This window comes from Eudoraea sp. (genome assembly GCF_049669105.1).
GTDB lineage: Bacteria > Bacteroidota > Bacteroidia > Flavobacteriales > Flavobacteriaceae > Eudoraea.
This window is the reverse complement of sequence record NZ_JBATKE010000205.1, coordinates 15,539-40,137: the sequence shown is the minus strand read 5'-3', so window position 1 is coordinate 40,137 and position 24,599 is coordinate 15,539. Positions and strand designations below refer to the sequence as shown.

Annotated in this window: 16 protein-coding genes; 12 read left to right on the top strand and 4 right to left on the bottom strand. The window is 38.1% G+C overall.

Going from position 1 to position 24,599, the window contains the following annotated elements:
* Nucleotides 1-104 precede the first annotated feature (104 nt).
* From WBM60_RS15595 to WBM60_RS15580, 4 genes are read left to right on the top strand one after another with little or no spacing between them, the layout of a single operon-like run.
* Nucleotides 105-710 (top strand): TetR/AcrR family transcriptional regulator, encoded by a 606-nt coding sequence (locus WBM60_RS15595; RefSeq protein WP_424276863.1) that lies wholly within the window; start codon nucleotides 105-107, stop codon nucleotides 708-710.
* Nucleotides 711-2,045: a TolC family protein gene (locus tag WBM60_RS15590; protein ID WP_424283304.1), complete on the top strand. Its 1,335-nt coding sequence runs from the start codon at nucleotides 711-713 to the stop codon at nucleotides 2,043-2,045.
* A gap of 26 nt (nucleotides 2,046-2,071) precedes the next feature.
* The gene (locus WBM60_RS15585) at nucleotides 2,072-3,241 is read left to right on the top strand and encodes an efflux RND transporter periplasmic adaptor subunit (RefSeq protein ID WP_424258689.1); all 1,170 of its coding nucleotides are present in this window, start codon (nucleotides 2,072-2,074) and stop codon (nucleotides 3,239-3,241) included.
* A gap of 4 nt (nucleotides 3,242-3,245) precedes the next feature.
* On the top strand, nucleotides 3,246-6,752 hold the full coding sequence (locus WBM60_RS15580; protein WP_424283303.1) for an efflux RND transporter permease subunit: 3,507 nt from the start codon (nucleotides 3,246-3,248) through the stop codon (nucleotides 6,750-6,752).
* A 68-nt stretch (nucleotides 6,753-6,820) separates the two neighbouring features.
* On the opposite strand, the gene WBM60_RS15575 is transcribed toward WBM60_RS15580, so the two are convergent.
* Both WBM60_RS15575 and WBM60_RS15570 read right to left on the bottom strand, forming a co-directional pair.
* Nucleotides 6,821-8,128 (bottom strand): RagB/SusD family nutrient uptake outer membrane protein, encoded by a 1,308-nt coding sequence (locus tag WBM60_RS15575; RefSeq protein ID WP_424283302.1) that lies wholly within the window; start codon nucleotides 8,126-8,128, stop codon nucleotides 6,821-6,823.
* A 20-nt stretch (nucleotides 8,129-8,148) separates the two neighbouring features.
* A complete protein-coding gene (locus WBM60_RS15570; RefSeq protein WP_424258683.1) occupies nucleotides 8,149-11,136 on the bottom strand; it encodes a SusC/RagA family TonB-linked outer membrane protein in 2,988 nt (995 codons plus the stop codon).
* 187 nt (nucleotides 11,137-11,323) lie between these two features.
* On the opposite strand from WBM60_RS15570, the gene aspS reads away from it, so the two are divergent.
* From aspS to WBM60_RS15550, 4 genes are all read left to right on the top strand, one after another.
* Nucleotides 11,324-13,078, top strand: a complete 1,755-nt coding sequence (gene aspS / locus WBM60_RS15565) for an aspartate--tRNA ligase (protein WP_424276546.1) — start codon at nucleotides 11,324-11,326, stop codon at nucleotides 13,076-13,078.
* Between the two features lie 56 nt (nucleotides 13,079-13,134).
* The gene (locus WBM60_RS15560) at nucleotides 13,135-14,931 is read left to right on the top strand and encodes a chloride channel protein (RefSeq protein ID WP_424259511.1); all 1,797 of its coding nucleotides are present in this window, start codon (nucleotides 13,135-13,137) and stop codon (nucleotides 14,929-14,931) included.
* Nucleotides 14,921-15,184 carry a hypothetical protein gene (locus WBM60_RS15555; RefSeq protein WP_299159975.1) on the top strand — a complete coding sequence of 88 codons (264 nt, stop codon included), beginning with the start codon at nucleotides 14,921-14,923 and terminating at the stop codon, nucleotides 15,182-15,184. The genes WBM60_RS15560 and WBM60_RS15555 overlap by 11 nt, the downstream gene beginning before the upstream one ends.
* Before the next feature lie 90 nt (nucleotides 15,185-15,274).
* Nucleotides 15,275-15,469 (top strand): cold-shock protein, encoded by a 195-nt coding sequence (locus WBM60_RS15550; protein ID WP_299159973.1) that lies wholly within the window; start codon nucleotides 15,275-15,277, stop codon nucleotides 15,467-15,469.
* Nucleotides 15,470-15,527: 58 nt separating this feature from the next.
* Here WBM60_RS15550 and WBM60_RS15545 read toward each other — a convergent pair whose 3' ends face one another.
* Nucleotides 15,528-15,983, bottom strand: a complete 456-nt coding sequence (locus tag WBM60_RS15545) for a nucleoside deaminase (RefSeq protein ID WP_424276547.1) — start codon at nucleotides 15,981-15,983, stop codon at nucleotides 15,528-15,530.
* A 68-nt stretch (nucleotides 15,984-16,051) separates the two neighbouring features.
* On the opposite strand from WBM60_RS15545, the gene WBM60_RS15540 reads away from it, so the two are divergent.
* Both WBM60_RS15540 and WBM60_RS15535 read left to right on the top strand, forming a co-directional pair.
* On the top strand, nucleotides 16,052-17,821 hold the full coding sequence (locus tag WBM60_RS15540) for a 1-deoxy-D-xylulose-5-phosphate synthase (protein WP_424276548.1): 1,770 nt from the start codon (nucleotides 16,052-16,054) through the stop codon (nucleotides 17,819-17,821).
* A gap of 1 nt (nucleotide 17,822) precedes the next feature.
* A complete protein-coding gene (locus WBM60_RS15535) occupies nucleotides 17,823-18,920 on the top strand; it encodes a DUF3078 domain-containing protein (protein ID WP_424261914.1) in 1,098 nt (365 codons plus the stop codon).
* Here WBM60_RS15535 and dgt read toward each other — a convergent pair.
* Nucleotides 18,917-20,260: a dGTP triphosphohydrolase gene (dgt, locus tag WBM60_RS15530; protein WP_424276549.1), complete on the bottom strand. Its 1,344-nt coding sequence runs from the start codon at nucleotides 20,258-20,260 to the stop codon at nucleotides 18,917-18,919. The genes WBM60_RS15535 and dgt overlap by 4 nt on opposite strands.
* Nucleotides 20,261-20,479: 219 nt before the next feature.
* Here dgt and WBM60_RS15525 point away from each other — a divergent pair, with 219 nt between their 5' ends.
* Both WBM60_RS15525 and WBM60_RS15520 read left to right on the top strand, forming a co-directional pair.
* Nucleotides 20,480-23,302: a TonB-dependent receptor domain-containing protein gene (locus tag WBM60_RS15525; protein ID WP_424261918.1), complete on the top strand. Its 2,823-nt coding sequence runs from the start codon at nucleotides 20,480-20,482 to the stop codon at nucleotides 23,300-23,302.
* 20 nt (nucleotides 23,303-23,322) lie between these two features.
* Entirely contained in the window at nucleotides 23,323-24,516 is a 1,194-nt protein-coding gene (locus tag WBM60_RS15520) for a multidrug transporter (RefSeq protein WP_424261920.1), read from the top strand.
* Nucleotides 24,517-24,599 lie beyond the last annotated feature (83 nt).

Here is a 24,599-nt window from a genome sequence, read left to right as displayed (position 1 = left end):
CCTGTAAACAAAAATGACTTTAATCAGGTAGTTTGTTAAAAAAATGTAAAACTTAGGAAACTTTTTATGTTTTTCTAGTTTCCTGATTATATTTGACCTTGAGTATGAAAGAAAAAATATTAATTAAAGCTACGGACCTCTTTCTAAATCTTGGATTTAAAAGTGTTACTATGGATGACCTTGCTCAGGCAATGGGCATTTCCAAAAAAACCATTTATTCAAATTTTGAAAACAAAACCAAATTGGTAGAGGCCTGCACAATGCATGTATTTGATTCCGTTTCCTGCGGAATTGATAAAATATGTTTACTTAAAAAGAACCCTATTGAAGAGCTCTATGAGATCAAAAGACTAGTGATGGAGCATTTAAATGACGAGAAAACCTCTCCACAATTTCAACTTCAAAAATACTATCCCAGAATTTATAATACCCTTCGAAGTAAACAATTTGATATGATGCATGATTGTATCGTAAACAATGTATTGAAAGGTATTGATCAAGGAATTTACAGGGATAATCTGAACGTTGAATTTGTCGCAAGAATTTACTTTTCTGGAGTCACTAGTATTAAGGATAGCCGACTATTCCCTGTGGCTAAATTTCCGGTGATTGATCTTATGGACGACTATTTGGAATACCATCTCCGGGGCGTTGTCACACCCAAAGGAAGGAAAATACTCAATAACATAATCAACTCAAATCAGGATTAAATGAAAGTTCGATTTTTAACCATTTTAGCATTGATGTTTTTTGGTTGGTCTTTTTCCCAGGAACAACCCAATAGCTTTTCACTGGAAGAGGCCATCACATATGCACTTGAATATAATTACAGTGTTATTAATGCTGATAGAGAAATATTAGATGCGCAAAAGCAAAAATGGGAGGTTATCGCCACCGGCTTACCTCAAATTGATGGTGATCTTAGCTATCAAAATCAATTAAAACAACCGGTAACTCTTATCCCTGGTGAAATTATTGGAGGAGAACCAGGGTCTTTTCTACCTGTAATATTTGGTCAACAAAATCAGGTTAATGCAACTGCCACACTTCGTCAGCAAATATTCGATGGCTCTTATATTGTAGGCGTACAAGCCACAGAAGCTTTTCTTAGATATAGTCAAAACAATAAGGAGAAAACAGATCTGGAAATACGGAAAGCAGTCATAGAGGCCTATGGTAATGTTTTGCTTGCCAAGGAAACTGTTGCTATCCTGGAGAACAATAAGGCAACCTTGGAGAAAAATCTCTTCGAAACTGAAAAACTCTTTGAGAATGGCCTTGGTGATGAAGAGAGTGTTGAACAACTCCAAATTACATTGTCTTCTATTATTAGTGCATTAAAAAATTCAATCCGATTTGAAGATATCACGCTACAAATGTTGAACTTAATTATGGGGCTTCCTATTGAAAACCAAACCATCTTAGAGGAAAACCTGGATGATCTGGTATTAAAACAAATTGATTTTAATCTCCTGGATTCGGAATTCTATATGGAAAATAATGTAGATTATAAGTTGGTCGCCAACCTAAATGAACAACGGTATTATGAACTAAAGCTAGCCAAAAGTAAAGCCTTGCCAACACTTAATGCGTTTGTAAATTATGGAACATCTGCCTTTAGCAATACGTTCTCGTTTTTTGGTAATGAACAGCAATGGTACGGATCATCTGTACTAGGTTTCGATTTGAAAATTCCCATTTTCAGTTCGCTCAATAGAAGTGCATCCACCCAAAGAGCTAAAATTGCCTATGACCAGGCAAAAACTCAATTGACAGAAACCGAAGAACAGATCAGGCTTCAACTTGAACGGGCTAAAAGCGATTACATTTTCTCCATTGAGGACTATGAAACTACCAAAAGCAACCTCAATCTTGCAGAGCGCATTGAAAAGAAAAATCAAACAAAATATTTTGAAGGTCTTGCTACCAGTTTTGAATTAAGACAAGCGCAAATCCAACTTTATACCGCACAGCAGGATTATCTGGAATCTATGGTAGAAGTTATCAATAGAAAAACAGAATTGGAAACTGTTCTCAACAATTAAACCCTCAACTTACAAAACCGAATAAGATGAAAAATACCATTTTAATATTACTAACTTCATTCCTGATCATATCCTGTGGAAACGGAACTGTTAAGTCAGTTGAAACCTTAATTGATGAAGGAAATTTAGAAGCAATTAAATTAAAAAAACAGGAACTTGCCGAAAAACAAAAAATATTGAATTCAGAACTCAGGCTTCTGGATTCTGTTATCAATACAAAGGATAGCAATTCAAAATTAGCATTGGTTACCACCTTAAATACAAATGAGCAGCAGTTTAGTCACTATCTTGATCTTCAGGGAAACGTAATGACTAAGCAGAATGTGTTGATTTATCCTGAAATGGCTGGAACTTTGGTTAAAGTATATGTGAAAGAAGGTCAAAAGGTGAATAAAGGTCAACTTTTGGCTACAATTGATGATGGTGGAATGAGTAGTCAACTTGAACAATTAAAAACCCAGGCAGCACTTGCAAAAACTACTTTTGAACGTCAAAAAAGACTTTGGGAGCAAAAAATTGGATCTGAAATTCAATATCTGCAGGCGGAAACAAATTATCAGGCAGTAGAGAATTCCGTTAAACAAGCTCAAAGCCAGTTGGCGAAATCAAATATAAGAGCCCCTTTCTCAGGAATAATTGACAATGTTATTCAAGAACAGGGAACGGTTGTTTCTCCGGTTAACGGACAAGCAGTATTTCGCATTGTAAACCTTTCTGACATGTACATAGAAGTAGACGTGCCTGAAAGTTATTTAAATGGGGTAACAGTAGGTAAAGAAGTAAAAGTCTATTTCCCCGTACTGGGCGATAGCATTTCTTCCGTTGTAAGGCAAACAGGAAATTTCATTAATCCAACTAACAGATCTTTTCGGGTAGAAATAGCAGTGCCCAACAAAAAGAATAATATAAAACCAAATCTTACAGCTCGTGTACAGATTAACAATTACAGTAGTAACAAGGCAATTTTAATACCGCAGAGTTTGATCTCTGAAAATGCGGAAGGTGAGCAATATGTCTATATCGCCACAGAGGTTGATTCAAATGACATGGCGGTAGCAAGAAAACAGATAATTAGTACAGGGCTAACGCAGGGAGACTACGTAGAAGTTTTAGAAGGAATTAACCCCGGAGAACAGGTAATTATGGAAGGTGCTCGCAATGTCAGAGAGAATCAGAAAGTAAAAATAATTCAATAGTCTTATGAGTAAACAAAAGAGAAACGCTAATAAGGAATTCAGATTATCTTCGTGGGCTATTGATAATCCGTCTGTCATTTACGTAATGATCGGCATCTTTTTTTTCATTGGATTATCGTCCTATTTTTCAATGCCCAGAGAAGACTTCCCGGAGGTAAAAGAAACCAAGATATATATTAGTACGGTTTATCCCGGAAATACAGCAGAAGACATTGAGCGGTTGCTTACGGATCCTCTCGAAGACCGGTTAAAAAATGTGAGTAATCTGGTTGAGATCACATCTACTTCACAGGAAGATTATTCAATGATCGTGGTTGAATTTGACGAAGATATTTCTGTTGAATATGCCAAACAAAAAGTGAAGGACGAAGTTGATAGTGAAAAGGCTGGAGAAGACTGGCCTATTTTCAATGGGGCGAAAGTTGAGCCTGATGTTTTTGACCTTAATTTATCTGAATCTTTTCCTATCATGAATGTGAATCTGACAGGAGATTATCCTGTTGATAAATTAAAAGAATTTGGGGAGTATCTCGAAGATGAAATAGAAGACTTGCCGGAGATTAAAGGTGTGGATATAAGGGGAGCACAGGAAAAAGAAGTAGAAGTAGCGGTCGACATTTATAAAATGATGGCGGCCAAGGTAAGTTTTGATGATGTTATACAAGCCATAGGCAATGGGAATATGACTATGTCAGCTGGAAACTTAAAGACCAGCGGACAGCGTCGTACTATTCGAATTTTAGGTGAAATACAACACCCAAATGAGCTTGAGACCTTTGTAGTAAAATCAGAAAATAATGATGCGGTTTATCTCAAGGATATTGCAGCGGTTTCGTTTAAGGAAGAAGAGAGAACAACTTATGCCCGGGAAAGAGGCAGTAGTGTTGTAATGCTCGATATTAAAAAACGAGCCGGAAAAAACGCGATCACTGCGGCGGAGCATATAAGAGAAATTATAAAGGATTCTAAGGAGAATTATTTCCCCGCAGACCTGCAAGTAAGTATCGCTAATGATTCCTCAAGTCGCACATTAAATCAGGTCGACGACCTGGTTAACAACATTATTTTTGGGATCATATTGGTGGTAACCGTTTTAATGTTCTTTTTAGGTTTTCGTAACGCACTATTTGTTGGATTTGCAATCCCTATGTCCATGTTCATGTCTTTTATGATATTATCTGCCATGGGATATACTTTAAATACCATGATATTGTTCGGACTCATAATGGGACTGGGAATGCTCGTAGACAACGGTATTGTTGTTGTTGAAAATGTTTACCGCTTAATTGAAGAAGAAGGCCTGTCTCGTATTGAGGCGGCCAAAAAAGGTATTGGAGAAATTGCTTTTCCCATAATTATTTCTACTGCCACCACAGTTGCTGCCTTTGTGCCGCTGGGACTCTGGCCGGGTATTATGGGTGAGTTTATGATTTTCTTCCCGATAACACTATCTGTGGTCCTTGGCTCTTCATTATTCGTGGCCATTTTTATGAACTCTATGCTGGTGTCTAGCTTTATGGAGGTTGGCAACAAAGTTCTTTCACTAAAACAACTTATTCGACTGAGTATCGTGCTAGGAGGAATTGGACTGTTTATAATCATCGTTGGGGGCGCAGTCCGTGGTTTAGGTTCTTTAATGATTGTAGTAGTGATTTTGTTCTGGGGATACAAGTACGGACTTAAAAAGGCCGCTGTGCAATTTCAAAAAAATTACTTGTCCCGTTTTGAAAATTGGTACGAAAATCGATTAAGGAGCGCTCTTAAGGGAAGAAATGTATATGTGTACTTTGGTTTTACGGTGTTGTTACTGATAGCCGCCTTTATTGCTTTTGGCATATCACTTGGAAGCGGCCGAACAAAGGTGGAGTTTTTTCCTGACAATACCCCTAATGAGATTTATGTCTATATAGAGTACCCACAGGGCACGGCTATAGAAAAAACTAATGAAATAACGAAAAATATTGAAAAAAGGGTTTACGCCATTACAGATGATCCCAAATATATGGATGGCGAAAATAGTTTGCTGGTCGCATCGAGTGTTTCCCAGGTAGGTAAGGGCGCTGAAAATCCGTTTACAGAAGGGGGCTCAGCAGCAGAAATGCCACACAGGGGTAAAATTACCATTTCTATGAGAGAATATAAGCTCAGAAATGGAAGAGATACAGAAGCACTCCGTAAAGAAATTCAGGACGGTTTAAAAGGCATATACCCTGGGATTGCTATTTCTGTGGAAAAAGACCAGATTGCTCCTCCTTCGGGTTATCCGATAAATATTGAAATCGAAGGGAAGGATTACGACGTTTTAATAAATACCGCAGAGCAAATGCGTAATTTCTTAAATACTAAAAATATAGAAGGTATTGAAGAATTAAAGATTGATGTTAATACCGGAAAACCCAGTATGCAGGTCACTGTAGATCGTGAAAAGGCTGGTGAGCTTGGCGTATCGGTAGGACAGGTTGGCATGCAGTTAAGGCGTTCACTCTTTGGAGACAAGGCCGGTATTTATAAAGAAGGTGGAGAAGATTATGATATTAATGTTCGTTTTAATAAAGACCTTAGATATAATACCAGTGCTCTGTTCAATCAGAATGTAATTTTCAGGGACCAGGCAACTGGCCGTATAAAAGAAATTCCTGTTTCTGCCGTGGCATCTCAGAGAAATACTTCCAGTTTTAGTGCGATAAAACACAAAGACACTGAACGTGTTGTAACACTTTATTCTGGACTTAGACCCGGATTTACAGATGCCGGGGCAATTGTGGCGGAGATAAAAAAGGAAATGGAAGAATATAGTGGGGTTCCAGCCAATGTAAAAATAGATTATACGGGACAGATTGAAGAACAGAATAAACAGATGCAATTTTTAGTTGGCGCATTCTTTTCTGGGCTAGGTTTAATAATGTTAATCCTTGTGTTTCAATTTGGAGGTATTTCAAAACCCGCTATTATAATGACAGCGATTTTCCTCAGTTTTATTGGTGTTTTTGGCGGATTAATGATCACTGGCTGGCCTTTTGTAATTATGATGACCATGATGGGCATTATATCTTTGGCCGGTATTGTTGTTAATAATGGAGTGGTCCTCCTGGATTATACTCAAATACTTATAGATCGAAAAAAAGTGTCTTTAGGGATGGAGGATAAAGAGCTCTTATCCAGAGAACAGGTCACAGAATTAATTGTAAAAGGTGGAAAAGCCAGAATGAGACCGGTCTTGCTAACAGCAATTACCACAGTGCTGGGACTAATTCCTTTAGCTATTGGTCTTAATATTGATTTCTTTTCACTGTTTACGGAGTTTGACCCTAAAATTTATATCGGTGGAGACAACGTCATATTTTGGGGCCCCCTGGCCTGGACGGTTATTTTTGGATTAATTGTGGCTACCTTCCTTACCCTAATAATAGTTCCTGTTCTCTTTAATATCGTTTACAGAATAAAGATTAAACTCAAAGGAGGAGCCAAAAAATCACCTTTAAAAAAGAAAGATCTTGAAATAGCTGCTTAAGCGGCAAGAGATCCTAACAAAAAACCCCTGACCTTGAGGTCAGGGGTTTTTTTATGTCTAATCACTTTTTATTGATTTTCATTTTGAGGTATTGGGAATTGTTCTGCTGTACCATCCCCAGGCCTATCTAATGGTAAATCTCCTAATCGGTCAAATCTTCTTACATCAATCCATCGATGGCCACCTTCAGCAAATAATGAGTAGCGCCGCTGCTGTAATATCTCATTAACCAAATCTGCCGGAGCTGTTCCCCCCGAATAATTAGGCAACCCAGCAGCGTTCCTAATTATATTGATGGCGTTAACGGCCTCCGTAGGATCGTTTATGTGATTCGCTTCCGCATATAGCAGAATCAGCTCTTCATTTCTAATAATGCCTACCGGATCTACATTGCTTTGGTAGATAAAAACATCATTCTCCCCGGTTAAACCATCGGCAGTTAATGGAGCATCTCTTAACGGTGCTTTATTAAGCCTGGTATCACCCGCCTCCGCATCTGTAATAAACGTAGGATGGGCAATTCTGGCATTCGCAATAGTTGAATTTTGCGCAAAGAACAATTGGTTGGATAAATCTGCACCAGTTAAGGAAAAGGTGAAGTATGCTCCACTATTTAAATCCCCACCTAAATCAAGAAATGATTCAGAAAGCAATGCCAGGGCTTCAGTATAATTTCCCTGATAAACCGCTATTCTGGCAGCCAACGCTTTGTTAAACTCATCGAAGGTTGACGGAGTATTAAAATCCTCAAATCCCGATGGAATGGGAAACGGGAAACTTGCCCCTGCATTCAAAAGATCTGAAGAAGCATCCGATAATATACTCGATAATGAAGACAAAGCCTCGCTATAGCTTACAAATGAGCCCAAATTATCCGGATCCGATACTTCTATTCTTATCCCGTTCTGATATTGAGCATTAAGAACCATCAAAAGCTCGTGTGCTTTTAGGGTATTGACTAAACCTCGCGCTGCAGCCTTTTCCGCCTCAGTGAAATCTGCCGTTGAATTTACCAAACCTTCCAACACAAGATTTATATCTTTAACGGTAGCATACCTAGCAGAATAGGGAGCAGTAGTGTAGAATGTATTATCGTCGAGCAGCCCGGTTAACAAATCCCCAGTCCACCTGGGATCAGATGATTGTATTCTCCAGTATTCTCTGCCTAATACAGAAGTTGCATCTACTTGGGTTTCGATACGGTCCCTCATATCCGAAAGAATTCCGGCTATTGCATCTCCGAGTTCTCCTCTGGAAACATCTTCTGATATCGAAGTAGTATCAGCTCCATTCAAATTCCTACCTTCCTGAACTTCACAAGAACCGAGGGCTAAGAAAATTAGAGTTACTATTAATAAGTTATTTAGTGTTTTCATTTGTCTTATATTATTATTAATTAAAAGTCTGCTGAAAAGTGAAACATAAAGCGCTTGGATGACGGGAATGGTGTTACTTCAACACCGGAAGACAAACCATTGGAGCCAAAATTAGAAACCTCAGGATCATAGCTATTATAATCAAAAATGTTTATGAGATTGTTCCCTGATAATCCAACCCTTATATTGGATACATATCCTTTAAATGCCTTTTCTAAAAAATTTTGGGGGAGGGAATAATATAACCCTATTTCCCTTAATCTTAAATAACCTGCATCCTCAACAAAAGCTGCCGCATTTCCGGCAAAAAATGAATCTATTCTATAGTCCCCATTAGATAAGGTACCTGAAGGGTCTAATGTGAAATCATCATAATCCCCAGACGTCTGGCCAAAATCGAACAACAGATTCGATAAGTTAATATTGTCTCCTCCTTTTTTCCAATGCCAAAGAAAGGATAAAGTAAAGTCTTTATACCTAAAATTGTTGTTGAAAGTCATCTGGAAATCTGGTTCTGCATCCCCTAGAACTATTATATTTCCGTCTCCGTCATTACCTACAATTTGAGTTACACTTTTCCCTTCCTCTATTCTAAAGGTGCCAAGTCCGGTCCCAAATCCACCGGTATCAAAAGGATCAACGTCTAGTTTGGTGATTTTTGATTTGTTTTTGAAAAATAAGATCCCAGTATCCCAGGTAAAATTTGGATTTGCAAATACACTGGCATTTATTCCGAGTTCAATACCTTTGTTTTCCAGATTCCCTGCATTTGCAAACCTAAAATTAAAACCAGAAGAAGGTTCATTGTTTGCCTGTAAAATTAGGTCATCTACTTTTTTGATGTAGTATGAAAATTCAAGTGAAATCCTGTTTTCCAATAACCCGGCATCGATTCCAAATTCCAATTCTTTTTGAGTTTCAGGTTGAATATCTGGGTCTCCCAAGGTATTCGGAACTACAATTCCAACTATTCCATCTATAAGTGAATTATTATACGCCGTGAACAATGCCCCATTGGGTGCAAAGTTACCCGCTTGACCATAAGCTACTCTAAGTTTGAACTGACTTAAAACGTCTAAATTCCAAAAATCAAAATTGTGTAGGTTAGCGGCTCCGGAGGCCTTTGGATAATAAAACAGTTTGTTGGCGTCGCCATTATTGCTGGACTTATCTCCTCTTAAACCTAAAGTTCCTATTAACTTATCTTGGTAATTCACTTCTTCTTGTACAAAGAACCCAAAATCTTCCTGCTCCAACCTAAATTGACTAACAGAACTATTAGCTCCCTGGTCCAAATTTGTCTCCGAGGCAATTAAGTTAGATGTTGTATTCCTTATCGTATTTTGTGAAAAGGTCTGCTTGGTTATACCCGCCTGGGTTGTAAAATTTAAATTGTTTGCCGTGTAGATATTATGAACCAAAAATGCAGAGTAATTTGCGTCCTTATTTTGGGTGGTACCTTGTGCCGTTAATCCGTTCAACCCCCCGTTGGAAGGTTTCATAAATTGCAATTCTTTTGGAAAAATTGCCGTGGTAACTAACGAAAAATAATCAACTCCACCACTTAGTATCAGTTTTAAATTGGATCTTTCTTTTTGGTAAAGCATTACATCCATTGTTCCCCCTATTATAAACCTTTCTATTTTCTCATTATTTGTAACTAAATCTCTGGTTTGTAAAGGGTTTGATGCACCATATGGATTGTCTGGATAATTTCCATTTTCATCCGGAAACAATTTAGCCCAGGGAGGGGTAGATGTAAGCGATACCCCTATGGTAGTACCTGAATTATCATTGTTAAAAAACCCCCTGTTTGAAGAAGAGTTAATATAATTCGTGGTCAAGGATAGGTTTGCCTTATCATTCCAGAATTTATGATTCAGATTCAACCTAATTGACTTTTTATCATATCCGGTATTCTTAACAATCCCATCTTCCTCATTATTTGTAAAACCTGCGAAGAATTGCGTTTTTTCGGTACCCCCCGAAGCACTTATGTTAGTATTGGAAATAAAACCACTTTCACCAAAAATCTCCTTTTCATAATCAACCAAACTACCATCATTTTGCGCCTGTGTAAAAAGAGCACCCTGACCAGCTCCAAAACCATTTTCAGCAATTTCCGCTGTATAGTTTCTTAAACCTCGCAAATTAATTACACTGTTAGAACCAATAGCTTGAGAAAACGAAATTTTAGTCTTTCCTGCTTTTCCTTTTTTAGTTGTAATAATAATTACCCCCGCGGCGGCCCTGGCCCCATATATTGCAGCGGCTGATGCACCCTTAAGAATTTCAATATTTTCAATGTCGTCCGGATTAAGATCAGCAATTCTGTTGGATGGATTATCTTGGGTTTGATTGCTGGAAACGCTAGCACCACCAGCTGCTGCCCGAGAGACATCATTTAATCCAGGTGCAAAAATGCTGCTGTTATTCACATAGACCCCATCTACAATATACAATGGTTGGGCATTACCATTAACAGATGTCACCCCTCTTAACCTCACAGATATACCTCCTCCTGGAGCTCCTGAACTTTTAGTTATCAAGGCTCCCGCAAATTTACCCTGCAAAGCCCCATCTAAAGTTTGGGGTGGTGTAACGCCAGCCAGTTCCTCTGCTGAAACCGTTGCGACTGCATTTGCTGCATTAGATCTTTTTACTGACGAAGCAAGCCCTGTAATAATAACTTCATCAAGCCCGGTTGCCGATGGAGCCAGTGATACATTTAATGTTGTTGGGCCGCTTACTTCCAGTTCCTTAGTTTCATATCCTAAAGAAGAAAAAACCAAAGTAGACGGAAAACTGCTGACCTCGATCTCATAGTTACCATCAAAATCCGAAGTAGTTCCTGTAGTGGTTCCTTTAACAACCACATTTACTGCGGCCAGAGGTACACCATCTTCGGAATCTGATATATTCCCATTCACCTTTCCTTGTGAAAATGCAAAGATGGGCAAAGTCAAAAACAACCATAGGAATATATTTCTAAGTAGAAATTGTTTCATGTTTTTTAGTTTTGAATTAGTTATTTCCTTTCAATGTAATAAATAAATGCTGACTTAAATATTTTTAATTGCTTTTTCCTATAAATAAATTCCTGTTAATATCTGTTTTGCATTTAAAATTGTATACTATTTATAGTGATACAAGCTTATCTTCTTACATTTGCGGCTGTAATACAAGAAACTTAAAATGTATAGGAGTCATACCTGTGGTGAATTAAGATCATCACACATAAATAACGAAGTCACCTTGTCTGGTTGGGTGCAAAAAACAAGAGACAAAGGTTTTGTTGTCTGGGTAGATCTTAGAGATCGCTATGGCATTACCCAACTGGTATTTGATGAAGAACGAAGTGATCTTGAAATATTGGAAAAAGCAAGAGATTTAGGTCGCGAATTTGTAGTACAGGTAAAGGGAACTGTGATTGAAAGAACTTCTAAAAATCCGAATCTCCCCACAGGCGATATCGAAATATTAGTTAGCCAACTTCATGTATTAAACAAATCGTTGTTACCTCCATTTACCATTGAAGACAAAACCGATGGTGGAGAAGACCTGAGAATGAAATTTCGCTATCTGGATATTCGAAGAAATCCGGTTAAAGAAAATCTCATTTTTCGCAGCAAAGTTACCTTAGAGGTAAGGAATTACCTTACTAAACAAGGCTTTATAGAAGTGGAAACCCCATATTTAATAAAATCCACCCCGGAAGGTGCACGCGATTTTGTTGTGCCTAGCAGGATGAATGAAGGGCAGTTTTACGCCTTGCCACAATCACCTCAAACTTTTAAGCAACTGCTCATGGTGGGTGGGTTGGATAAATATTTTCAAATTGTAAAATGTTTTAGAGATGAGGATTTACGAGCAGACAGACAACCGGAATTCACGCAGATAGATTGCGAAATGGCTTTTGTGGAACAGGATGATATATTAAATGCTTTTGAAGGTCTTACCAGGCATCTGCTTGCTGAAATTATCGGGGTAGAAACTGGAGAATTTCCCAGACTTACCTATGACGAAGCCATGCGGAGATACGGTAATGACAAACCCGATATCCGATTCGGAATGGAATTTGGAGAATTAAATGAAGTAGCTAAGAACAGAGATTTTAATGTGTTCAATTCCTCTGAATTGGTTGTTGGTATTGCGGTACCCGGCGCAGCGGCGTATACCAGGAAAGAAATTGATCAATTAATAGATTGGATGCGCAGGCCACAGGTAGGCGCAAAAGGCATGGTATATGTAAAATATAATGAAGACGGAAGTTTTAAATCGTCTGTTGACAAATTTTACAAACAGGAAGACTTTACCAAATGGGCTAAGCATACCGGTGCAAAACCGGGAGATCTTATTTGTATTCTCTCAGGCAATATTGCAGAAACAAGAACTCAATTAAGTACTTTACGCATGGAAATGGCAGAACGCCTGGGACTTAGAAATCCAAAAGAATTTGCGCCATTATGGGTTGTAGATTTTCCATTGCTGGAGTTAGATGAAGAAACGGGCAATTACCATGCTATGCATCATCCATTTACTTCTCCCAAACCAGGACAACTAGAATTACTGGATACTGATCCGGCTTCGGTTAGAGCCAATGCTTATGATTTGGTCTTAAATGGAAATGAAATTGGTGGTGGATCAATAAGAATTCACGACAAAGATACACAAGCCACTATGTTCAGACATCTTGGTTTTACGCCAGAAGAGGCTAAAGCACAATTTGGTTTTTTAATGGATGCCTTTCAATATGGTGCACCACCTCATGGAGGAATTGCATTTGGCCTTGACAGGCTTGTGGCCATTCTTGGCGGACAGGAAACTATACGAGATTTTATTGCATTTCCAAAAAATAATAGTGGAAGGGATGTCATGATTGATGCACCTGCCTTTATTGATGATGCACAATTAAAGGAACTTCACTTAAAATTGGATATTCAATCTTAACATCAATCCCGTCTAAAAGCGGCATTTTTTAATACCTTTAAACGTATAATCACGTAATGCCCAACCGAATAACAACCTTATTTACCAGGTTTCTTAAATGGAGGTACAAAAACATCTCCAATAAGACCTTTACCCAGTTAATGAGCGTGGTTGTTGGATTTTTAGCCGGTCTTGCGGCAGTTTCGCTTAAAAACATCACTTACTTCATAGAATCTCTTTTGGAAAAAGGAATCGTTTTTTCAAATTATCAGCTGTATTTTGTTACTCCAATTATAGGGCTTACACTGGTTTATCTGTATGTAAAATTTGTACACAAGGAAAAATTGGAGCACGCCATTTCCTCTATCCTTTTTGCACTTTCTAAAAAGAAGGGAATAATCAGCGTAAAGAAAATATTTTTGCCTTTGGTAACTGCCCCGTTAACTGTTGGATTCGGGGGTTCTGTTGGGCTTTTGGGCCCTGCTGTAGCTTCAGGAGCAGCAATTAGTTCAAATGTTGCCCAGTTATTACATATTAATGCCAAAACAAGGTCCCTTCTAATAGCCTGTGCATCTGCGGGGGCTATTGCCTCAATATTTCAGTCCCCTATTGCCGCAATAATTTTTGCCGTCGAGGTTTTTAGTCTGGATTTGACAATGATTTCAATGCTGCCATTATTGTTAGCTTCTATTTCCGGTGTTCTTACGTCCTATTTTTTTCTTGGAGATGAATCTTTATTTAGCTTTTCAATAACTGAAAAATTTGAAATAAAAGACACATTTTTCTATATAGTTTTAGGGGTAGGAACGGCCATCGCCTCAATTTATTTTACAAAAATGTATTTTGGAATACTAGCTTTCTTTGAAAGATTTAAAAGTCCTAAATATAAACTTCTGGTCGGTGGATTGGCCATTGGAATTATGCTCTATTTTATTCCACCACTCTATGGAGAAGGTTTTGGATTTATTAATAAGCTCTTGCACGGTGAACATATTGATGCGCTGGGTAAAACCCCTTTTGACAACTACACCAATAATATATGGGTCGTAATAGCACTACTGTTCGGGATTACCATTTTCAAAGCTGTTGCAATGACTACAACTTTTGCAGCCGGAGGTGCAGGAGGTATATTTATTCCTACTATGGTCATGGGAAGCGCTTTGGGTAATGTGGTTGCAAAAGTGATCAATAATTTAGGGTTGGGGGTTTCCGTGAATGAGAGTAATTTTACCCTAATTGGAATGGCAGGACTTATAGCCGGGGTGCTGCAGGCACCTTTAACCGCCATCTTTTTAATTGCTGAAATAACAGGAGGCTACGAACTTTTTGTCCCCTTAATGATTACTTCAGCAATATCCTTTCTTCTCACAAAAAATGCAATTGATTATACTATTTATACGCGAGAATTGGCAGAACAAGGCGCGCTTATCACACATAACAAAGATCAAACTGTGCTCACTTTAATGGAGCTCGATGATATTATTGAACAGAATTTTAAGGCCGTCAGGCAGGATATGACACTCGGTGAACTGGTCTACCAATCCGTTGCAAAATCTGCCCGAAATATATTTCCGGTAATAGACGAAAATGATGCCCTTGTAGGTATTGTACTATTAGATGACATACGTGAATTTATGTTTGATACCTCCATATATGATAAAATAAGGGTCGAATCCTTTATGCACAATGCCCCTGAACTTATATTTTATGAAAGAGACTCTATGCAGGAAGTAATGCAAAAATTTCAGGATAGCAGTGCATGGAACCTGCCGGTAATAAAAGACGGTAAATATTTTGGATTTATTTCAAAATCAAAGTTGCTAACCGCTTATAGAAGGAAGTTGATTAACTTTACCAAAGAAGATGCAAATTAGACTCAAACATATCATTCTTTTAATTGTACTGGGATCGCTGGGGGCTATATTTTATGGTTTCTCACTTGGAGAAGAACATTCTCAAATTGCCAATAAATATATTGGATTTGGCACTGTTGGGCTGTTTTTAATAGCTATGCCGTTATTTCTTATTAAGGAGAGCAAAACCAGAAAAGTAAAGGATTATATGCTCACTGAGGAAAATATTCGCAAAATGCAAGGTAAACTTCCCAAAAAGTCTGAAAATCAATAAATTTGGTCAAATTTTGCCTTTTCTTTAAAGAGGTCTGCGCAAAAAATCATACTTTAGTATCGTAATTTTTTTATTTTAATACTTATTTTAATGACAGGAACTGTAAAATTTTTCAATGAATCCAAGGGATACGGGTTCATTACCAACGACGACACCGGGAAGGACATCTTTGTTCATGCCACAGCATTGAACGGAGTGGAATTAAACGAAGGCGACAAAGTAGAATACGAAGAAGAAGAAGGAAGAAAGGGCATGGTTGCGGCACAAGTGCAAGTAATCGGATAAAAATATTTTATTTTGAATTGAACGATCCCCGATCCAAAATCGGGGATTTTTTTTGCTCCTAATTCAAATTTCGTTTCTGAATAAAAAACTGTTTTAGTAATTCTGCACACTCCTCTTCTAAAACACCCCCTGTTATGGTAGCTTTTGGATGTAATTGTCCCCCTAAAGCAGAAAAACCCCTTTGAGGATCATAAGCTCCAAAAACAATTTTAGGAATTTGACTCCAAAAAAGTGCCCCTGCACACATTTGACAAGGTTCCAGAGTTACATATAAAGTGCAGTTATGTAGATATTTTCCTCCTAAAAAGTTAGCGGCAGCTGTTATTGCTTGCATTTCCGCATGAGCCGTTACATCATTAAGTCGCTCGGTTAAATTGTGCGCCCGGGCAATTATTCTATCCTGCACAACAATTATTGCTCCAATTGGAACTTCACCTTTCTCAAAAGCAGTTGCGGCCTCCTGCAATGCTCTTTTCATAAAATAAGCATCGTCAAATTTAAAATCAATAGACATAATACTGCAATATTAGGAATAGATGTGGTTATAACAAAAAATGAATTAATGTACATTTGCTACTTCTTATGAAACTACTGAATACTATTAATTATCCTTCTGATCTTCGCAAAATAAAAGCGAATGAATTACCTCTTCTTGCCAAAGAATTAAGGAAATTTATAATTGATATAGTAGCCGTCAAAGAAGGACATTTAGGTGCAAGCTTAGGTGTGGTAGAACTAACGTTGGCAATACATTATGTATTTAATACGCCTTTTGACAGATTAATCTGGGATGTTGGTCACCAGGCTTACGGCCATAAAATTATTACAGGACGTAAAGAAGTCTTTCACACTAACAGGCAACTGGGTGGAATAAGTGGTTTTCCAAAAAGAGAGGAAAGTGAGTATGATTCCTTTGGAACTGGTCACAGTTCCACTTCAATTTCTGCGATCCTGGGAATGGCTCTTGCCTCAAAATTAAAAGGAGATAATAAAAGACAACATATTGCAGTAATTGGTGACGCCTCTATTGCTAGCGGAATGGCTTTTGAAGGATTGAACCATGCCGGTGTTACAAATACGAATGTTCTTATAATCCTCAATGATAATGCCATTGGTATAGATCCCAGTGTAGGTGCTCTTAAAAAATACCTAACTAATGTCAAAAAGGGTACGGCAAAAGATGAGAATATTTTCGAGTGCCTGAATTTTGATTATACAGGGCCCATTGATGGTCATGACATACAAGTTCTGATAAAAGAATTGGAACGGTTGAAAGCCGTAAAAGGCCCCAAATTACTCCATATTATTACAACAAAGGGTAAAGGTTTAAAAAAAGCAGAGGAAAATCAGGTTACCTATCATGCACCGGGTAAATTTAATATACAAACCGGTGATTTAATAGGCGCGAAGGCCGAAAATAAGCCTCCTAAATACCAGGATGTATTTGGCCAAACGCTGGTAGAACTCGCATTAAAAAATGATAAGATTATTGGCATTACTCCTGCCATGCCTACCGGAAGTTCCTTAAAGTTTATGATGGAACAAATTCCGGAAAGGGCTTTTGATGTTGGTATCGCAGAGCAACATGCGGTTACTATGGCTGCAGGAATGGCCGCTGAAAGATTACTGCCATTTTGCGCTATTTATTCTACCTTTTTACAAAGGGCTTACGATCAGGTAATTCATGATGTTGCTTTACAGAATCTTCCGGTGGCCTTCTTTCTGGACAGATCGGGAATAGTCGGGCAAGATGGTGCCACACATCATGGAGTTTATGATATAGCCTATTTGCGGTGTATCCCAAATCTCATTATCTTTTCACCCCTGAACGAGGCGGAGCTCCGCAATATTATGTATACCATTCAAGATAGCCTTTCACAGCCAATTGCCATTCGCTACCCCAGAGGGCGTGCTACTACCACTAATTGGAAACAACCTTTCCAAAAAATGGAAATTGGTGTCGCTCAAGAATTGACCCGAGGAAATAAAATTGCCGTACTATCTTTAGGCCATATCGGGAACACTATTTCCAAGCTTATTAAAGACCTGAATATGCCAGGAAAAATAGGCCACTATAATATGCGTTTTGCCAAGCCTCTGGATGAGAAAATGTTACGCTTTATTTTTGATACCTATGAGCAGATAATCACCGTAGAAGATGGTTGCAAAATTGGGGGCTTTGGAAGTGCCATTTTGGAATTTTCAAACGCTTTAAATAACCCTATCCCTATTTCAATATGCGGAATAGATGATGTTTTCATTGAACATGGAACAGTAGAAGAATTGCATAAAATGGCACATCTTGATGACCAATCCATTAAAAAACTTATCTTAGAATTATTGGAGTTATAGCATGACAAGAAGATTAATTTTATTCGGATTGTTGTTATTATCCTCTTCCTATGCGTACCTGCAGAATACTATTCCTTCGGGCAGTGCTGTTGATACTACAAAAATTGATACCATTGTTATCCGGGCCACACAATACAAAATAAAAGCAGTACCCAGAGGAGTACGCTTTATCAATCCTGTTATTTCATTCAATGACACTAAAGTTCTGAGTGAACCATATAAACCCTTCGTAATCCCTTCCTTTTGGTCAAAGGAAAATAAATTGGGATTAAATATAAGTGAGGTAGCCTTTGTTAATTGGAACGCCGGGGGTGAAAATTCTATTTCTGCCATAGGAAACTTGAAATTTGCAAGAAATTATAAATTCAGAAACTTTACCTGGGATAATGAAGCAATCCTCAGATACGGAATAAACGTTCAGGAAGATAGAGAACCCAGAAAAACAGAGGATGTAATAAGGCTTACTTCTAGTCTTGGCTATCGCCAGGATACATTGAGCAAATGGTACTATTCAATTAACACTAAATTTAATACACAATTTACTGATGGTTTTAAATATCCGGATAGAGACAACCCCATCTCCACATTTATGGCTCCTGGATATCTATTCTTTGGTGGGGGTCCTTCCTTTGTTCCTGAAGGAAAAAACTTCAACCTCTATTTATCTCCAACAACGGTAAAAGCAACTTTTGTCCTTGATCAAACGCTAGCAAACCAGGGAGCCTTTGGGGTAAGGAGAGCTGTATTTGATGAGGAGGGTAATCTGGTTACTAAAGGGTCAACTAAATTTATTGAATTCGGGATATTAGTAACAAATACCTGGGAGAAAGAAATAGCAACGAATATAAATATGAATCATCGTCTAAGTCTTTTTACAGATTATATAAGGCGTTTTGGTAATATAGATGTAGACTGGGAATTGAATTTTACATTTAAGGTGAACGACTTATTTGAGGCCAATTTAGGCACCCAGGTTATTTACGATGATGATATTCGTTTTGACCAGGTAATCTCTGACACTGGTAATGTAATTGATCCTGGGGTTCCCAAAATCCAATTCAGACAGGTTTTGGCAATTGGCTTAGCATATAGTTTTTAAAGTTGTTTTCCGCTTATTTTGTTATGTATATGAACAGCTGCGCTGTCTGATAGACTAGCTACAAAACAACAGGAATTTAACAAAACAGAATACGTTGAACCTTCTGTATTTCTATAGGCATGCGGCAAGGTTTCTATTAAAAGCTTATCATAGTTCGTGGGCTTACCTTCTTTTTGTCCAACCAGGGCCTTTGTATAAACTTCCAAAATATCAGAGATAATCTTATATCCGGCAATTTCCTTTTCTATAACTCCCGCAGAGCGATATATTCTGTTAACACTTAATTGAATAATGTCCTCAATTTGGGCCTTATAGCGGCTACGATCCAGAAGTGAGACCTCAAATTCACCTTTTATGATCGCCTCTTCATTTTCAAGAAAAACTGATACAGCATCAGTAATAAGTGTATTAATTGCTAAAGCCCTTAGATAGCTGAGCCTGTCTGCCATAATGGTTAATGAATTGTACTTTTTCGTATTTATGGTGTCTTTAACAAGTTTAATCAAGTACTCCAAAGCGTATTCTTCTGAGATCAATCCCAGGTTTATTCCATCTTCAAAATCAATAATAGTATAACAGATATCATCAGCTGCTTCAACCAAATAAGTCAGAGGATGCCTTGAATAGGAAATATCAGTCCCTGTACTTGTGCATATAAGGCCCAATTCCTCAGCTACTTCTTTAAAGAATTCCTTTTCTGACTGGAAAAATCCAAATTTTTTAGCGGCTATATGAGCTGTTGGTTTCTTCGGAAGAGATTCCTTCGGATATTTCATAAAGGCTCCCAACGTGCCATAGCTTAGCCGGAGTCCGCCTGATACTCCCTCGCGTGATTCTGTAAGTAACTTAAACCCATTTGCATTGCCTTCAAAATCAATAATGTCCTGATACTCTTTTTGAGATAAAACCGATTGGTATTTTTTACCCTCTCTGTGTTTAAAGAATTCCCCAATCGCCTTTTCTCCGCTATGACCAAATGGTGGATTCCCAATATCATGGGCTAGAGCGGCCGCAGCTACTATGGCCCCGAAATCTCCAAATTTATACCCATGGGTTTCCTTTAAAAATGGGTGCTTTTTTAGTAGCTTTTCACCAGCAATCCTTCCCAGGCTGCGCCCAACCACTGAAACTTCCAGGCTATGGGTTAAACGGGTATGAACGAAATCGGTTTTAGAAAGCGGAATTACCTGAGTTTTGTCTTGCAGACTCCTGAAAGCTGCCGAAAAGATGACCCTGTCATAATCAACTTCAAATCCTAAGCGGGTCTCGTTTTGCTCATTTCGAAGTCTTTTATGTGTGTCTCCGAATCGTCTTAAAGAAAGGAGTTGTTCCCAGTTCATATGTCTAAGGTTAAGCTGGCAAGATACATTTTTTTAAAGGTCAATAAATACCTAAATAATCCATTTTTCAGTGAATTAATTAACAGGAACAATGCGTCTTAACGTTTCCTTAATCTGCTAACCTTAAGGTAACCTTAACAAAATAAATGTTTAACCTGCAGGTAACAGGACTTTTACAACTCATAGCGTTCTTTGCATCTGAAAACGTAAATCAAATTGATGAAACAAGTTTTTATTGCACTACTTATTTTTACCCACTTTATGGTTCATTCCCAGGAAGCTGGAAGTATAATAGGTAAGCTTACAGATAAAGAGGTAAATAATGAGCCTCTCGCGTTTGCCAATGTTCTAATAAAAAATACAACTAAAGGGACCACTTCTGACTTCGATGGCCTGTATGAAATTACTGGGGTAACTCCCGGGGAGTATACCTTGGTATTCAGTTTTTTGGGTTATGAAACGCTGGAAATTCCTAATGTAGTGGTCGAGAGCGGTAAAGTTACTGAAATTAATACGGCACTTGGTGCAGGCAGTGTTTCATTGGATGAGGTAGTAATTACCGTATCGACAAGTAAGGATTCAGAAATAGCATTGTTGCTTGAACAAAAAAAGGCGCTTGTCATTCAGGAGGCCATAAGTGCAGAAGCGCTGAAACTTAAGGGAATTGATAATGCAGCGGCAGCTGTATCTCAAATTTCAGGGATATCCAAGCAGCAAGGATCCAGTAATGTTTATGTAAGAGGTCTTGGCGACAGATACCAAAACACTACTATGAACGGACTTTCATTACCTTCTAATGACGTTAATAAAAAGAATATTGATCTTGATATCTTTGGGTCAAGTATTATAGAGAATGTATCGGTTAGCAAGGCTTATGGCTCCACATTTTATGGAGATTTTGCAGCAGGAAATGTTAATATCGATTCTAAAGATTACACCGGCAATGGTTATTTAGAAGTTTCACTGGGTAGTGGTTTAAATTCAAATGCAGCCGGTGAAAATTTTGTACGGAGTGAAGGGCCCAGCAATTACGGATTCTATAATCGTTATAGCAATGATCCATTCGCCATTGTCCTGGCCCATGGGGTAGATCCACAAGCCGCATGGGATCCAATAAACATTTCCGGAGCAATTGAAGGAGGTTATTCCTTTTCTTTTGGAAAAGAGTCCCGATTGAGCCTTTTTGGAGCTACTTCTTTTAAAAATGGTTATGAATTATTGGAAGGTCCTGCACGAGATTATACCAATGTTCTTAAAACCGACTTCCCTAATGTTCGGGAATATTCCTATAATACCACAACTACCGCATTGGCGAACATTGGTTATAGAATAAATACTAATCATGTTGTTAAATTAAGTTCATTATTTATCAATAATTCTGTTGATGCAGTTGGTTACTACGGAATAAATGGCCTTGGCAGAAACAGGGATGCAATATTAAATACCGATGAGGGGTTTTACGTTATGAATGCCCAGTTTAATCAGGACATGATTTTTGTAAATCAACTTACCGGTATTCACAATTTTGATGATAAAATTACGCTGGGTTGGGGTATAGGATATAACAATGTATTTTCAGATGAACCCGATAGAAAACGAATCACCCTTGAAAATTATCAATTCGCTTTAGATGGCGACAACAATACAAACCCTGTTTTTTACACAAATATCCCTTTTGACAATCAGAGGTTCTTTCAAAGCATAAAAGATGATGAACTAAATAGTTACATTAATCTGGGGTATAAACTATCTGAGAAAGTAAAATTAAATTTTGGATATAACGGCAGAACCAAGGAACGTAGGTTTAGCAGTATAAGATATGGCTATGAAATAGTGGACCGGGACAATACACCTGTAACCGATGTCAATAATTTTAACTCCATTTTTAATGTTTCAAACATTAATATCCCTGAAGGATCAGGATTATATGATTTAATTGTTCTTAACCCAATTAACGATAAAATAGGTAATAAAAACAGGCCGGGATTACCAGAAAATACGTATACCGGAAATCTTGATATTCATGGAGTATATGCCTCTGCAGAATTAAGCCTGGGAGAAAAATGGTCTTTGGTTCCAGGTTTCAGAGTTGAATCTTTTTCACAAAATGTGGAATATGATGTTATTAACATCAGGCCGGATGATCCTGGTTATAGGAATGTTTATGAAAATATCTATTTACCTAGTTTGAATGTCCGCTATGCCTTAAATGATGATTCCAATTTGCGATTTGCCTTCAGTAAAACCGCATCTTTTCCTGAATTTAAAGAAGTTGCTCCATTTGTTTACGAATCTGTAACTCAAAGAATAGGCGGTAATCCGGATCTATTAGGTGGATTGAATGGTCAGGGGCCAACCTATTCCGATGTATACAATTTTGACTTAAAATACGAGTGGTTTTTAGAACGGGGTGAAATTATCTCGTTAGCAGCTTTCTCAAAAACTATTAAAAATCCCGTAAACAGGGTTGTTGCGGCAGACGCAACCGGCACACAACGCTATTTCAGGACCGGAGAGCAGGCAGACATTTACGGAGTAGAAGTTGAATTTCGCAAAAATCTGTTATCTAACACCGATGATATCCCTGTATTGTCTTTTGGCCTCAATGCCGCTTATACAAGTACTAAGCAAGATTTAAAAGACATTCCGGCAGGATCCGAAAACACCTTCGGAACCTCTTTTGACAGAGATTCTGATGAGTTAGAAGGAGCGTCTCCATTTATTATAAATACCGATCTTAATTTTAGTCCGGTTTTTGGTAATTATAAACCTAAAGCCACCGTCGTGTTTTCTTATTTTTCCGATAGGATCTTTTCCTTAGGGGCCGGAAGTTTGGGCAATATTGTAGAAAGATCAGTCCCTACATTAAATTTTGTTTGGAAAAACGAAATTGGCGAACACTTTGAAGCAAATCTTTCCGCAATGAATCTCCTGGATCCTGAAATTTCTTTAATCAGAGAAAATACGGGGGTAGGTGATGTTATAATAAGAGAGTATACCCTTGGGGTTAACATTGGGCTAACCCTCAAATATAAATTTTAATTCTATTTAATCTTAAAACAATGAAAAACAAATTTTTAGTATTAGGTATAACCGCCGCATTAATATTTGCTTGCGAGAAGGACAATACCCCGGATATTGTTATAAATGATAACAGTGTTATTAATAACATATCAGGTGGCGAAGGCACTGATCCCGGAGATAATACGGTTAATTTGAGTGGTGTCTATACAGAAAATCTTGTGCTGGATTCCGAAATTGACTATGTTATAACCGGACCGGTTCTAATGGCAGATGGAACTACTTTGACTATCCCTGCCGGTATTACTATTAAAGCACAGCCTGTTGGGGTAAATGCCTATATAGCTATACAACAAGGAGCTCAAATAAATGCGTTAGGCACAGCCAGTAACCCAATAATAATGACATCTAACGCCAGCAGTCCTTCTTCTGGGGATTGGGGTGGACTTGTCATTTGTGGGAAGGCACCTATCAATTCTACTGCAGATGGTTCAGAAGATACTGCAACTTCAGAGGTAGGAGGTTTATCTTATGGGGGCAATACTCCAACAGATAATTCTGGTAACATTCAATATCTAAGAATTGAATATGCTGGTGGAGCTATTGACGGAAATGCGGAACTAAATGGCTTGTCTTTATATGCGGTTGGAAATGGCACTACCATAGACTATGTTGAGATTTATGAAGGATCTGACGACGGCATAGAGTTTTTCGGTGGAACCGTAAATGCAAGTCATATAGTTATTGTCAATGCAGAAGATGATTCTATGGATTGGACCGAAGGTTATACCGGAACACTAACCGATGTTTATATACAACACGGTGTGTCACATGATAAAGCCTTTGAGTGTGATGGATATAATACAGACTTTAGCAACGAAGGTGGGTATTATTCAGCTCCAAATGTAACTAATGTAACTGTTGTTGGTGCTAATGATGCCAGTGAGGCAATACGGCTTAGGGCTGGTACTCAGGGAATATTCACCAATGTAGTTCTCAATGATTTTGACGAAGGTTTTGATTGTGACGGAGATACTGGAGATAATCCTACCGGTCAGGGTGTACTGGACGGAAATCTTGGTGTTATCGATGTTACTTTTAATAACGTAACCACCAAACTAAAGAATGATACCGGGTATACTTTCACTGAAGCAGATTTTATTTCAGGCGATGGTAACGGTACAGGTACAGATGTTTCTGCCTGGGGTACAGGTTGGACAGTGGGTGTCAACTAATCCAAAAAAACTTTTTTGATATAAAGCCCGGAAATTCCGGGCTTTTATTTTGGTAATATTCGGCAATTTTTCGCTATCCCTGT